The organism is Serratia rhizosphaerae (genome assembly GCF_009817885.1).
In the GTDB taxonomy this organism is placed as follows: domain Bacteria; phylum Pseudomonadota; class Gammaproteobacteria; order Enterobacterales; family Enterobacteriaceae; genus Serratia_B; species Serratia_B rhizosphaerae.
Map to the genome: position 1 here is coordinate 4,501,527 of NZ_CP041764.1, position 12,001 is coordinate 4,513,527.

Annotated in this window: 11 protein-coding genes, 1 pseudogene and 1 other annotated feature; of the genes and pseudogenes, 4 read left to right on the forward strand and 8 right to left on the reverse strand. The window is 59.5% G+C overall.

Annotated features, from left to right (window positions below; genetic code table 11):
- Positions 1 to 141: 141 nt before the first annotated feature.
- Together FO014_RS20950 and FO014_RS20955 are read right to left on the reverse strand one after the other, a co-directional pair.
- Entirely contained in the window at positions 142 to 894 is a 753-nt protein-coding gene (locus FO014_RS20950; RefSeq protein ID WP_160030924.1) for a YciC family protein, read from the reverse strand.
- A 31-nt stretch (positions 895 to 925) separates the two neighbouring features.
- The gene (locus tag FO014_RS20955) at positions 926 to 1,366 is read right to left on the reverse strand and encodes a YkgJ family cysteine cluster protein (RefSeq protein WP_160030925.1); all 441 of its coding nucleotides are present in this window, start codon (positions 1,364 to 1,366) and stop codon (positions 926 to 928) included.
- A gap of 287 nt (positions 1,367 to 1,653) precedes the next feature.
- Here FO014_RS20955 and ompW point away from each other — a divergent pair, with 287 nt between their 5' ends.
- Positions 1,654 to 2,307 (forward strand): outer membrane protein OmpW, encoded by a 654-nt coding sequence (gene ompW / locus FO014_RS20960; RefSeq protein WP_145961170.1) that lies wholly within the window; start codon positions 1,654 to 1,656, stop codon positions 2,305 to 2,307.
- A 50-nt stretch (positions 2,308 to 2,357) separates the two neighbouring features.
- Here ompW and FO014_RS20965 read toward each other — a convergent pair whose 3' ends face one another.
- The 6 genes and pseudogenes from FO014_RS20965 to FO014_RS20995 form a co-directional block, all read right to left on the reverse strand.
- Entirely contained in the window at positions 2,358 to 2,672 is a 315-nt protein-coding gene (locus FO014_RS20965) for a BON domain-containing protein (RefSeq protein ID WP_105231327.1), read from the reverse strand.
- A 172-nt stretch (positions 2,673 to 2,844) separates the two neighbouring features.
- Positions 2,845 to 3,651 (reverse strand): tryptophan synthase subunit alpha, encoded by an 807-nt coding sequence (gene trpA, locus FO014_RS20970; RefSeq protein WP_160030926.1) that lies wholly within the window; start codon positions 3,649 to 3,651, stop codon positions 2,845 to 2,847.
- Entirely contained in the window at positions 3,651 to 4,841 is a 1,191-nt protein-coding gene (gene trpB / locus FO014_RS20975; protein ID WP_105231325.1) for a tryptophan synthase subunit beta, read from the reverse strand. Before trpB ends, trpA begins: the two co-directional genes overlap by 1 nt.
- A 45-nt stretch (positions 4,842 to 4,886) precedes the next feature.
- Complete coding sequence (gene trpCF, locus FO014_RS20980; protein WP_172606339.1) at positions 4,887 to 6,248, reverse strand: bifunctional indole-3-glycerol-phosphate synthase TrpC/phosphoribosylanthranilate isomerase TrpF; 1,362 nt, start codon at positions 6,246 to 6,248, stop codon at positions 4,887 to 4,889.
- Between the two features lie 3 nt (positions 6,249 to 6,251).
- Positions 6,252 to 7,849: pseudogene (trpD, locus tag FO014_RS24070) on the reverse strand (bifunctional anthranilate synthase glutamate amidotransferase component TrpG/anthranilate phosphoribosyltransferase TrpD).
- Positions 7,849 to 9,405, reverse strand: a complete 1,557-nt coding sequence (locus tag FO014_RS20995; RefSeq protein WP_160030929.1) for an anthranilate synthase component 1 — start codon at positions 9,403 to 9,405, stop codon at positions 7,849 to 7,851. The pseudogene trpD and the gene FO014_RS20995 overlap by 1 nt, the downstream one beginning before the upstream one ends.
- Positions 9,406 to 9,433: 28 nt before the next feature.
- Positions 9,434 to 9,536, reverse strand: a sequence feature (Trp leader region).
- Positions 9,537 to 9,779: 243 nt separating this feature from the next.
- Between FO014_RS20995 and rnm the strand changes: the two genes are divergently transcribed.
- The 3 genes from rnm (at position 9,780) to FO014_RS21010 (ending at position 11,810) form a co-directional block, all read left to right on the forward strand.
- Positions 9,780 to 10,655: an RNase RNM gene (rnm, locus tag FO014_RS21000; protein WP_160030930.1), complete on the forward strand. Its 876-nt coding sequence runs from the start codon at positions 9,780 to 9,782 to the stop codon at positions 10,653 to 10,655.
- Positions 10,656 to 10,726: 71 nt separating this feature from the next.
- Entirely contained in the window at positions 10,727 to 11,347 is a 621-nt protein-coding gene (locus FO014_RS21005) for an L-threonylcarbamoyladenylate synthase (RefSeq protein ID WP_160030931.1), read from the forward strand.
- A gap of 103 nt (positions 11,348 to 11,450) precedes the next feature.
- Positions 11,451 to 11,810 (forward strand): Rap1a/Tai family immunity protein, encoded by a 360-nt coding sequence (locus FO014_RS21010; protein ID WP_160030932.1) that lies wholly within the window; start codon positions 11,451 to 11,453, stop codon positions 11,808 to 11,810.
- Positions 11,811 to 12,001 lie beyond the last annotated feature (191 nt).

Below are 12,001 nucleotides of genomic sequence, written 5' to 3' on the forward strand. Positions count from 1 at the left end.
CCATGGAAAGTGGTCAGCGTCAGAGTAGCCGGATAGGTAAGGGGATATTTTTGTGACGACGTCACTTTTGGCGCAGTGTGTCGGGCCGGGAAAATAAAAGGGCACGCCGAAGCGTGCCCTTAAAGCGTTCCACAGCCGTAATCAGTTGCGCAGCAGCATATAAAGACGGAACAGATACACCAGCAGCAGCGCGGTCACCAGATTGCTCAGCGCGGTCAGCACCACGCCGGCGACGCTCGGCGCCAGCGCCGAAAGGTGGCTGACCAGCAGCAACACCAGCAGCTTGGCCGCCAGCCACAGCATCATGGCCGGAACAATCAGCCGGGCGTTGGCAAAGGCCAGTTTGGCGCTCTGCCGCAACGACGCGAACACGCCTTGCTTATCAGTGGAACAAATCACCGGCGCCAGAGAAAATGCGACGGCGATAATCACCCCGGGCACGACAAACAGCGTCAGGCCGAGCTGAATCAGCAGGGTGCAGATAAACAGCAGCAGCAGCAGGCGCGGCAACTCCGGCGCGGAAGCGCCGATCGCACGCAGCGCGCTGACCGGCTGCCCCTGAGAAACCAGACGGATCAGCGTCAGCATACCGCCGACCAACAGTAAATTCCCCACCAGCGCGGCAAAGGTGGCCGCGGCTGATTTTTTCAGCATCACCATTTGCTGTTCCGGGGTCATCTGCGCCACAAACTCCTGCAGCCCCATCCCGGTGGATGTGGAGAGTTCATTAAACGCGGCGTCCAGTATCTTGAGCTGTTCGGCGTCAGGCTGGAATGCCTGATCGAGCAGTATCGAAATAAACGCGGTCAACAGCGCCAGCAGCAGAATAGTGGCCAGCTGGTTGCGGAAAAAGTTAAAACTGTCACGGTACACAGTGTTAGCCGTGATAGACATGCAGACTCCTTGGCGTTGGGAACAGAGATAATCAGTGGTGGATTGTACCTTGTTCCGGCTCGCTGTGGCACCCCGCAAGCGCTATGGCGCTGATTTCTTCAGCGATTATCGTCTCCGGCAGCGCCAGCGGCTGGGGAACGGGCAGCGGCGGCAGGCCGTAGCGTTCGCGTGCGCGATCGCAGGCTTCATTGCGCAGCCCGTTTTCGCCCGAGGCGTCAAATTCACGGCACGGCGTCGGCCGGTTAAGGTAAATAGAACAGGATACGGCCTGGCCGATTTCACCGTCGAGCGCGGTGCAGCGCGGGGATTTGCTGTTGGTCCCCTGCATACAGCGCAGGAACGGGGTTAACGGCTCGGTGAGCGTGCTTGGCACCACGCCGCCGCCGTCATCGCCTTCAGCCCAATAGAATGACACTCGAAAATAGGCGCAGCACGCGCCACAGCTAACACAGGGATTGAGAATTTCGCTCATCTTGATTGCCACCTTCTCCTACGGTCACCAACCAAAACCAACACGGAGCGAAAAAATTACTCAGTGTCACGCGTTTCTGCAACTGAAATTCCACTTGTTTACATTTTTTACAACAAATCTACTTTTTTGATCTAGATCAATTCTCGATTTATTAATCATTTAGGTAACCCTGATTTTTGTGCGAATTAATAATTTTACACATAAGATGTGATCTCTATGCGATCAAAAATACCTTGTAATAGGTATATTCGGCAGGGCTAGAAACCACACATATGGAATGGATGATGATGAAGAAGACTACTTTAGCGGTATTGGCGGCGATGGTCGCGCCAATGGTGCCAATGGCGGCAAATGCGCATCAGGCCGGGGATTTCCTGCTGCGCGCCGGCGCGGCGACGGTGCGTCCGACCACTGGTTCGGATGACGTGCTGGGTCAGGGCTCATTCGACGCCAGTAACAATACCCAGCTTGGGCTGACTTTCGGCTATATGGTAACGGACAATATCGGCGTTGAATTGCTGGCGGCGACCCCGTTCCGCCATAAAGTGTCGCTCAGCGGCCAGGCAGTCAGCGGCGATATCGCTACCGTGCACCACCTGCCGCCGACGCTGATGGCGCAATATTACTTTGGCGACCGTCAGGATAAGCTGCGTCCTTATCTGGGCGTGGGCGTCAACTACACCACCTTCTTTGATGAAAAATTCAATCAGAAAGGCAAGGACACCGGTCTGAGCAACCTGAGCCTGAAAGACTCCTGGGGCGTTGCCGCGCAGGCTGGCCTGGACTATAACCTGGATGAACACTGGATGCTGAACATGTCAGTGTGGTGGATGAACATCGAAACCAAAGCCCGCTTTGACGATGCGTCCGGCGGCCATCACAGCATTGATACGCGTCTGGATCCGTGGGTATTCATGTTTGGCGCCGGCTACCGTTTCTAAGCGGGAGCGTATGTTTCACGGGGAGGCGCCTTGCGGCGCCTCCTTGGGGTTTACTTCAATTGCATCACGTTTTCTACCGACTTCACGCCGGCGACGCCGCGGGTAACCTGCACCGCACGGTTGGCGTCTGCGCTGGTGCTGACAAAACCGCTTAGCTGCACGCGCCCTTTAAAGGTTTCGACGCTGATCTCCCGCGATTTGATGTTTTTATCCGCCAGCAGCGCCGATTTCACCTTGGTGGTGATTACCGTGTCGTCAATATAGCCGCCAGTTCCCTCTGATTTTGCCGTCGGCGCGCAGGCCGTTACCGCCAGCGCCATCACACCGGCCATACACAGTGCCGCAAGGGTTTTAAATAGCTTCATAGTTACTCTCCATGCCATGTTATTTTTTTAACGACAGACTACGTTGGCATACGGATTGCCGCAGCCATCATTAGTGTGAAACAAAGGACAGATTAGTCAATCGGATATTAGGAAATATGATGAGGTTATTCTTAAATGCCGGGTGCGTGGGGCGCACCCGGTAAAGCAAGGTTCAGCCGCGGGTGGCGTCCTTCATCTCACTGACGAATTTGCCCAGCCTGGCGAGCATCTCTGCCGGCTGTTGCTGATACTGTTCAATGATTTTCACGATGGCGGAGCCGGAAATCGCGCCGGCAGCGCCGGCCTGCAAGGCGTCACGCACCTGAGACGGCTCTGAAATACCAAACCCCTGTAGCGCAGGCGCGGCATGATATTCACGCAGCGTATTGATCAAGTGGTTCAGCGGCTGCTGCGCGCGGCTTTCGGTGCCGGTGACCCCGGCGCGGGACAGCAGGTAAGTATAACCGCGCCCGTGAGACGAAATTTCGCGCAGCAGATCGTCATTGGCATTCGGCGGACAAATGAAGATCGGCGCGATATCGTGACGCAGCGCGGCGGCGCGGAACGGCGCGGATTCTTCAAACGGCACGTCGGCGACCAGCACCGAATCCACACCGACGTCGGCACAGCGCTGATAAAAAGTATCGATGCCTTTATGGAACACCAGGTTGGCATACATCAGCAGGCCGATAGGAATATCGGCATGCTTCTGGCGGATGGCCGCCAGCATTTCAAAGCACTGGCTCGGCGTTACGCCGGAGGCGAAGGCCCGCAGCGTGGCGTTTTGAATGGTAGGACCGTCCGCCAGCGGATCGGAGAAGGGGATGCCCAGCTCCAGTGCGTCCGCGCCGTTCTCAATCAGGGTATCGATAATCTGCAGCGACAGCGTCGGGTTAGGGTCGCCCAGCGTGACGAACGGCACGAAGGCGCCTTCCTGCCGGCTCGCCAGGCGCTTGAACAGTTGCTGATAACGTTCCATCACATTTCTCCCCGTGCTTTCAGAATATCGTGAACGGTAAATATGTCTTTATCTCCGCGGCCGGACAGGTTCACCACCAGAATCTGCTCTTTCTGCGGCGTTTCACGGATCATTTTCAGGGCGTGCGCCAGCGCGTGGGAGGACTCCAGCGCCGGAATAATGCCTTCGTGACGTGAGAGCGCCTTGAAGGCCTCCAACGCTTCGTCATCGGTGACGGAGACATAATCCGCCCGGCCGATGCTGTTCAGATGGGCGTGCTGCGGTCCGACGGACGGGAAATCCAGGCCGGCGGAGATCGAGTAGGATTCTTCGATCTGGCCTTCCGCGGTCTGCATCATCGGCGACTTCATGCCAAAGTAGATACCGACGTGGCCGTGTTTCAGCGGCGCGCCGTGCTGGCCGGTTTCGATGCCCAGCCCGGCAGGCTCGACGCCGATAAGTTTAACGCTGGTCTCATCGATAAAATCGGCGAACATGCCGATGGCGTTGGAGCCGCCCCCCACACAGGCCAATACCGCATCCGGCAGACGGCCTTCGCGTTCTTGCATCTGGGCCTTGGTCTCTTCGCCGATCATGCGCTGGAATTCGCGGACGATGGTCGGATAGGGATGCGGGCCGGCGGCGGTGCCTAACATATAGTGCGCCTTGTCATAGCTGGCGGACCAGTCGCGCAGCGCTTCGTTACAGGCATCTTTCAGCGTGGCGGAGCCGCTGTGCACCGGGATCACCTCGGCGCCCATCAGCCGCATGCGGAATACGTTCGGCGACTGGCGCTCAACGTCTTTGGCTCCCATATAGACGCGGCACTTCAGCCCCAGCAGCGCGCTGGCCAGCGCCGACGCCACGCCGTGCTGGCCGGCGCCGGTCTCGGCGATAATTTCAGTTTTGCCCATGCGTTTCGCCAGCAGCGCCTGTCCCAGCACCTGGTTGGTTTTGTGGGCGCCGCCGTGCAGCAGGTCTTCACGTTTCAGATACAGTTTGGTGTTGGTGCCGGCGGTCAGGTTTTTACACAGCGTCAGCGCGGTAGGGCGCCCGGCGTAGTTTTTCAGCAGGTCGATAAACTCGGCCTGAAACTCTGGATCGCGCTGGGCGCTGACAAAGGCTTCTTCCAGTTGGATCAAAGCCGGCATCAGAATTTGCGGCACGTACATTCCGCCAAATTCACCAAAATAAGGGTTAAGCAGCGTCATCGGGGTTCCCGTCCTATGCGTTAATTCGTTAAAAATGTCTGCCGTTCAGTAAGCGCGCAGCGTCTGGAAGACGGCGCTCAGACGCTGAGCGTCTTTAATGCCGGGCTCGCTTTCCACCCCGGAATTGAAGTCCAGACCGGCGCAGCCGAGCTGTGCGGCCTCAATACAGTTATCGGCGCTCAGGCCGCCGGCCAGCAGCACGTTATCCAGCGGCTCGGCGTGCAGCACGCTCCAGTCGAAGCGCTGTCCGGTGCCGCCGGCGCCGTTATCCAACAGATAGCGGTCGACGTGCTGCAGATCGCGCGCCGGCACCTGCGTTTTAACGCTCAGGGCCTTCCAGATCTGGCAGTCGGCGGGCAGGCGGGCGCGCAGGGCGCTGATATAATCCTGGTCTTCGGCGCCGTGCAGCTGTACGGCGCGCAGGCCCAGACGCTCAACGGTTTGCGCCACGGTGTCGACCTGCGCGTCGCAGAACACGCCGACGTACTTCAGCGGCGCGCCGGCGATTACTTCGCGTGCGCGGCTGATATCCACATAGCGCGGTGAACGGCCGACAAAAATCAGCCCGCCATAGTTGGCGCCGGCCTGATACGCCGCCGCCGCGTCCTGCGGCCGGGTCAGGCCGCAGACTTTATTGTCGCCGAGGATCACGCGACGCACCGCCGCACGCAGATCCGGCTCCGACATCAGCGCGCTGCCGATCAGGAAACCGTTGGCGAAGCGGCTGAGCTCGCGGATCTGCGCGTAGTTATTGATGCCGGATTCGCTGATCACCGTGACGCCGTGCGGCACCTGCGGCGCCAGCGTGCGGGTGCGGTTCAGGTCGATGCTCAAATCGCGCAGGTCGCGGTTATTGATACCGACGACTTTGGCGCCGAGCGTAACCGCCCGCTGCAGCTCTTCTTCGCTGATGACTTCGGTCAGTACGCCCATCTTCAGGCTGTGCGCGACCGCCGCCAGCTGTCGGTACTGCTCGTCGCTGAGCACCGACAGCATCAGCAGAACGGCGTCGGCCTGATAGTGGCGCGCCAGGTAAATCTGGTAAGGGTCGATGATAAAGTCTTTACACAGCACCGGCTGGCTGACGGCGTTACTGACCAGCGGCAGGAAGTCAAAACTGCCCTGGAAATACTTTTCATCGGTCAGCACGGAAATCGCTGAGGCGTACTCTTTATAGACGCCGGCAATCTCCGCCGGATTGAAATCTTCCCGAATCAGCCCCTTGGAAGGCGAGGCTTTCTTACATTCGAGAATAAACGCCGTTCTGGCGCCCTGCAGGGCATGGTAAAAACTGCGTTCGCTGGGGACCAGTTCGTTCTGAAAGCTGGCCAGCGGCTGTTGTTGCTGTCGTGCTGCGACCCAGAGCGCTTTATCACGAACAATCTTGTTGAGCACGGTTTCCTGCATCATTTATCCTCTTGCTGCCAACGCGGTTACTCGCTCATAGGCTTGGCCGCTGTCAATCATCGCTAATGCCTGCTGCGCGTTTTGGCGCAGGTCTTCCTGTCCGAATAATTTCAGCAGTAACGCGACGTTAGCCGCCACTGCTGCGGCGTGAGCAGGCTCGCCTTTACCTTGTAACAACCGCGCAAGAATGTCACGGTTTTCTTCCGGCGTCCCACCCAGCAGCGCCTCCAGCGGGTAGCTCGGCAGGCCGAACGACGCCGGCGTCAGGGTGTAGGTGGTGATGTCGCCGTTGTTCAGCTCCGCCACCTGCGTGCTGGTGTGGATCGCCACCTCGTCCATGCCGCCGCCGTGTACCACGGCGGCGCGCTGATAGCCCAGCACCCGCAACGTTTCGGCGATCGGCAGCACCAGTTCGGGGCTGTAAACGCCAATCAGCGCCAGCGGCGGTCTCGCCGGGTTAATCAGCGGCCCCAGCACGTTGAACACCGTGCGGGTTTTCAACTGCTGACGCACCGGCATCGCATGGCGGAACCCTGTGTGGTACTGCGGGGCGAACAGAAAACAGACGCCCAAATCGTCCAGCGCCTGACGCGCCTGTTCGGCCGGCAGATCCAGACGGATGCCGAAGGCCGCCAGCAGGTCGGAAGATCCAGAACGGCTGGAGACGCTGCGGTTGCCGTGTTTGGCCACCCGGGCGCCGCAGGCCGCTGCGACAAAGGCGCTGGCGGTGGAAATATTGATGCTGTTGGTGCCGTCGCCGCCGGTGCCGACGATATCGGCGAACAGGTAGTCCGGACGAGGGAACGGCTGAGCATCCGCCAGCAGCGCCTTGGCCGCGCCGGCAATTTCCGCCGGCCGCTCGCCGCGTACTTTCATGCTGATTAACGCGGCGGCCAGCTGACTGGCTTCCAGTTCGCCGCGCACGATGGCGCTGAACAGCTGCTGGCTTTCCTGCTGGCTCAGCGACTCGGCGCGGTACAGTTTTTCAAGAATAGGCTGCATTATTCTGCCCCCTTTGGCGGCTGAGCCAATGCCCAGACCAGCGTTTGTTCCAGCAGGCGCGCGCCGTGCGTGGTTAAAATCGATTCCGGATGAAACTGGAAGCCGCAAACGCGATCGGCGTCGTGCCGCACCGCCATCACCATGTCGCCAAAGCGGGCGTTCACCGTCAGGGCGGCGGGGATGTTGCTGCCCACCAGCGAATGGTAGCGCGCGACCGGCAGCGGGTTCGCCATGCCGGCGAATATTGCGTCATCGTCGTGGCGAATGGCCGAGGCCTTACCGTGCAGGATTTCGCCGGCCTGGCCGACGTGGCCGCCGTAGGCTTCCACAATCGCCTGATGCCCCAGACAGATGCCGATAATCGGCAGCCGGCCGCGCAGACGCTGCAGCAGCTCCGGCATACAGCCGGCGTCGGCCGGTGCGCCAGGCCCCGGCGACAGCATCAGCACCGGCTGTTCCAGCTGGCTCAGCCGTTCAATAATCACTTCGGCGGCAATCTGGTTGCGGTAGATCACCACCTGATGACCGCTGGCGCGCAGCTGATCCACCAGGTTGTAGGTAAAAGAGTCGACGTTGTCGAGCAGTAAGATATCGGCCATCAGAACACCTCCTTGGCATGATGCGCGGTGGCGATGGCGCGCAGCACGGCGCGTGCTTTATTGCGGGTTTCGTCGGCTTCCGCCTGCGGGACAGAGTCGAGCACTACGCCGGCGCCGGCCTGCACGGTGGCGATGCCGTCTTCCACATAGGCGGAACGAATCACGATGCAGGTATCCAGATCGCCGGTGGCGGTGAAATAGCCCACGGCACCGCCGTAGCTGCCGCGGCGGCTGCCTTCGCTGGCGGCGATCAGCTGCATGGCGCGCACCTTCGGCGCGCCGCTCAGCGTGCCCATATTCATGCAGGCCTGATAGGCATGCAGCACGTCCAGATCCTGACGCAGCGTACCAACCACGCGTGACACCAGATGCATCACGAAGGAGTAGCGGTCCACTTTGGTCAGATCGGCCACGTAGCGGCTGCCGGCCTGACAGATGCGCGCCAGGTCGTTACGCGCCAGATCGACCAGCATCAGGTGCTCCGCCAGCTCTTTATGGTCGGTGCGCATCTCCAGCTCAATGCGGCTGTCGAGGTCCCGATCCAGGGAGCCGTCGGCTCGGCGGCCGCGCGGGCGGGTGCCGGCGATCGGATAGATTTCAATCTGCCGGTTGCCGGCGTCATATTTCAGTGCGCTTTCCGGCGATGCGCCGAACAGCGTGAAATCGTTGTCCTGCATAAAGAACATATACGGGCTGGGGTTATTGTCCTTCAGCGTCTGGTAGGCCGCCAGCGGCGTCGGGCAAGGCAGGGAGAAGCGGCGTGACGGCACCACCTGGAAGATTTCTCCGTGGCGGATCGCCTGCTGCAGTTCGCTGACCGCCGCGCCATATTGCTCATCGCTCTGGTTGCAGCTTAGCTGCATGTTTTCCAGCGTCTGGTGGGGAATCGGCTGCGGCGTTTGCTTCAGCTGCTGCTGTATTTGTTGCAGACGCTGTTGCAAACGCTGCTGCTCCGCATCGTCGCCGGTAAACACGCTGGCCTGCAGGCGGGCGACGCCGCGCTGGTGGTCCAGCACCAGCAGTGTTTCCGCCAGATAGAAGCAGAAATCCGGGCAGCGCTGGTCCTGACGCAGCTGCGGCAGCGCTTCAAAACCGGCCACCAGGTCGTAAGCGAACAGCCCGCCCAGCATCATTGCCTCACGCTCGTCGGCCGGGGAGTCGACCAGCTTCAGCAGCGTGCGCAGCGCATCGAATACCGACAGCGAACGCAGACGCGCATCTTCATCCTGCACTGCATCAATCTGCGGGAAGGTCAGCTCACGGCCATTGGGGCGTACGGCAATCTGCACCTCGGCCGGCAGCGCCTCATCCAGCAGCGGCAGCAGCGCGGCGCCGTTGGCGCTCAGCGCCTGCAGGCTGACCTGACGCCCCAGTGCGGTAATGCGCAGTGCGCTATCGATCACCAGCAGGCTTTGCAGGTTCTGTTTGCTTTCAATTTCCGCCGACTCCAGCAGCAGTGTGGCCGGCCGGGCGCCGCACAGCTGATGGAACAGGGTGGTGGGGTCGCCCCGGTAGTCGGCTTGCGCCTTGAGTAATGTCAGTTGTGGTTTGCTCATTGACTGTACTTCCCGTTAAATTTTGCCCATAAAAAAGCCCGCATTACTGCGGGCCTGGAGAATCTGCATTGTCGGATGACAGGTATGCGTGATTACACCGCCCGCGAAAGGGAGGTACGCCACCAACGAAGAAGAGAAGTTTGTTTGCTCATTATCGCGCTCTCGCTAATTATCATCCAACACGGGGATTGCCGTGAACTTGTGTACTAGTTAACTGGTTCATGGCTGCGATGTCAATACTTTTAATCAGCAATGTTTTTATCAGCGTCGTGAATTATTTTCATCCAACGCATCGTCGGGGCCGGAGAATAGATTTCCGTCCGGACGGTATTAGCGGTTATGATAAAAAGCTAAGCCATTGCAGGATATTTCTTTTGACTGACACCACTGCTCCATCCTCCGCCTTTACCCTGTACGATCTCCACAGCCACACTACCGCTTCAGACGGATCTTGCACGCCAGCACAACTGGTACAGCGTGCGGCGGAGATGCGCGTCGGCGTACTGGCGATTACCGATCACGACACCACCGACGGCCTGGCTGCGGCGGCGGCGGCCATTGAGCAGCAGGCGCTGCCGCTGCGGCTGGTCAACGGCGTGGAGATCTCCACCCGGTGGGAAAATCACGAGATCCATATCGTCGGTCTGGGCATCGATCCGGCACATCCGGCGATGGTGCAGCTGTTGGCGGAGCAGATTGAACGGCGGCAGCAGCGCGCGCAGGAAATTGGCGTCCGTTTGGCCAAAGCGCGTATCGAAGGCGCCTTTGAAGGCGCACAGCGGCTGGCCGACGGCGGGGCGGTAACGCGCGGACATTTTGCCCGTTACCTGGTGCAGGTCGGCGCCGCCGACAATATCGCCCAGGTGTTTAAAAAATATCTGGCCAAGGGGAAAACCGGCTACGTTCCGCCACGGTGGTGTACAATAGAACAAGCCATTGATGTGATTCATCAATCCGGCGGACAGGCGGTTGTCGCGCATCCCGGTCGTTATGATCTGACGGCGAAATGGCTAAAACGCCTGCTGGCGTATTTTGCCGAACACGGCGGCGATGCGATGGAAGTTGCCCAGTGTCAGCAGGCGCCGAATGAACGTACGCAGCTGGCGCAATATGCCCAGGATTTTCAGCTGCTGGCGTCGCAGGGCTCAGATTTTCACCAACCCTGCGCCTGGATTGAACTGGGACGCAAACTGTGGCTGCCCGGCGGCGTAGAGCCGGTGTGGCGTGACTGGCCGCCGGCGCGGCAATGATTGGTTAGCCTGACGCATCAGGCATGAGTGCGGGCGGCGGCGTCCGCGTGCAGCACTTTTAGGAGTAACAGATGAGCCAGCTTTTTTATATTCACCCGGACAACCCGCAACCGCGTTTAATCAATCAGGCGGTTGATGTGCTGCGTAAAGGCGGGGTGATCGTGTATCCGACCGACTCCGGCTATGCGCTGGGGTGCCGGCTGGAAGAGAAATCGGCCATGGAGCGTATCTGCCGCATTCGTCAACTGGACGGCCACCATAACTTTACGCTGATGTGCCGCGATTTGTCGGAGCTGTCGACCTATGCTTATGTGGATAACACGGCATTCCGCCTGATCAAGAATAATACGCCGGGGCATTACACTTTTATCCTCAAGGCGACCAAGGAAGTGCCGCGTCGCCTGATGAATGACAAGCGTAAAACCATCGGCCTGCGCGTACCGTCCAACCCGATTGCGCTGGCGCTGCTGGAAGCGCTCGATGAACCGATGATGTCGACCACGCTGATGCTGCCGGGCAATGATTTTGCCGAATCCGACCCGGAAGAGATTAGCGATCATCTGGGTAAGCAGGTCGATCTGGTGATCCACGGCGGCTTCCTGGGGCAACAGCCGACCACGGTGGTGGATCTGACGGAGGCCGCGCCGGAAGTGGTGCGCGAGGGCGCCGGCGACCCGTCGCCGTTCCGCTGATAACTCTATAGAAATTCTGAAAATCGGCTTTCGCGACCGCAAACGTGGCGAAAACCGCTATTCTACGATAACAAAATAATAAGTAATGGCAGGGCGCGTAACAATGATAAAACAGACTTTACTGGTCGCTTCCTTACTGGCTTCTTCGGCGGCGAACGCCGGTTTTTATTCTGGCAGCGCGCTGTTAGCGGAAAGTGACGGCTATGTGAAGAATAAAAACGGCGTGGCGACCGTCGCCGAGGCGTTGAACGGCGGTATGTTCATGGGCTATGTCGCCGGGGTATTCGATACCTATTCGATGCAGGGCAACCGCAACATCTGCCCGGATGCCGGAATGAGCGTCGGCACGGCGTCCGATGCGGTGATGCAATACCTCAACGACCATCCTGAACAACTGCACTATTCGGCGCCGTCGGTGATTATGCTGGCGCTGGCGGCCGCTTATCCTTGCGAGCGCCATTAAGCCGCCAGGGCCGGCGTTCGCCGGCCCTGTCTTATTCCCCACGTTGTAAGATTCTCAGCGTTTACCCTTGGCATCTGATCCCTGGTGATATCCGGCTAGCGTAAAGTAACGTCTGTGTTGTGGCCGAGGCGGTTACTGATGATTCTTGGCGGTACACCGTCATTCCACATGCTTTGCGCTGGCGTCTTGCG

Bases quoted from the DNA above. Each gene is read 5' to 3' on its own strand.
- FO014_RS20950 (WP_160030924.1), bottom strand. From the start codon at position 894: ATGTCTATCACGGCTAACACTGTGTACCGTGACAGTTTTAACTTTTTC.
- FO014_RS20955 (WP_160030925.1), bottom strand. From the start codon at position 1,366: ATGAGCGAAATTCTCAATCCCTGTGTTAGCTGTGGCGCGTGCTGCGCC.
- ompW (WP_145961170.1), top strand. From the start codon at position 1,654: ATGAAGAAGACTACTTTAGCGGTATTGGCGGCGATGGTCGCGCCAATG.
- FO014_RS20965 (WP_105231327.1), bottom strand. From the start codon at position 2,672: ATGAAGCTATTTAAAACCCTTGCGGCACTGTGTATGGCCGGTGTGATG.
- trpA (WP_160030926.1), bottom strand. From the start codon at position 3,651: ATGGAACGTTATCAGCAACTGTTCAAGCGCCTGGCGAGCCGGCAGGAA.
- trpB (WP_105231325.1), bottom strand. From the start codon at position 4,841: ATGACGCTGCTTAACCCTTATTTTGGTGAATTTGGCGGAATGTACGTG.
- trpCF (WP_172606339.1), bottom strand. From the start codon at position 6,248: ATGCAGGAAACCGTGCTCAACAAGATTGTTCGTGATAAAGCGCTCTGG.
- FO014_RS20995 (WP_160030929.1), bottom strand. From the start codon at position 9,405: ATGAGCAAACCACAACTGACATTACTCAAGGCGCAAGCCGACTACCGG.
- FO014_RS21005 (WP_160030931.1), top strand. From the start codon at position 10,727: ATGAGCCAGCTTTTTTATATTCACCCGGACAACCCGCAACCGCGTTTA.
- FO014_RS21010 (WP_160030932.1), top strand. From the start codon at position 11,451: ATGATAAAACAGACTTTACTGGTCGCTTCCTTACTGGCTTCTTCGGCG.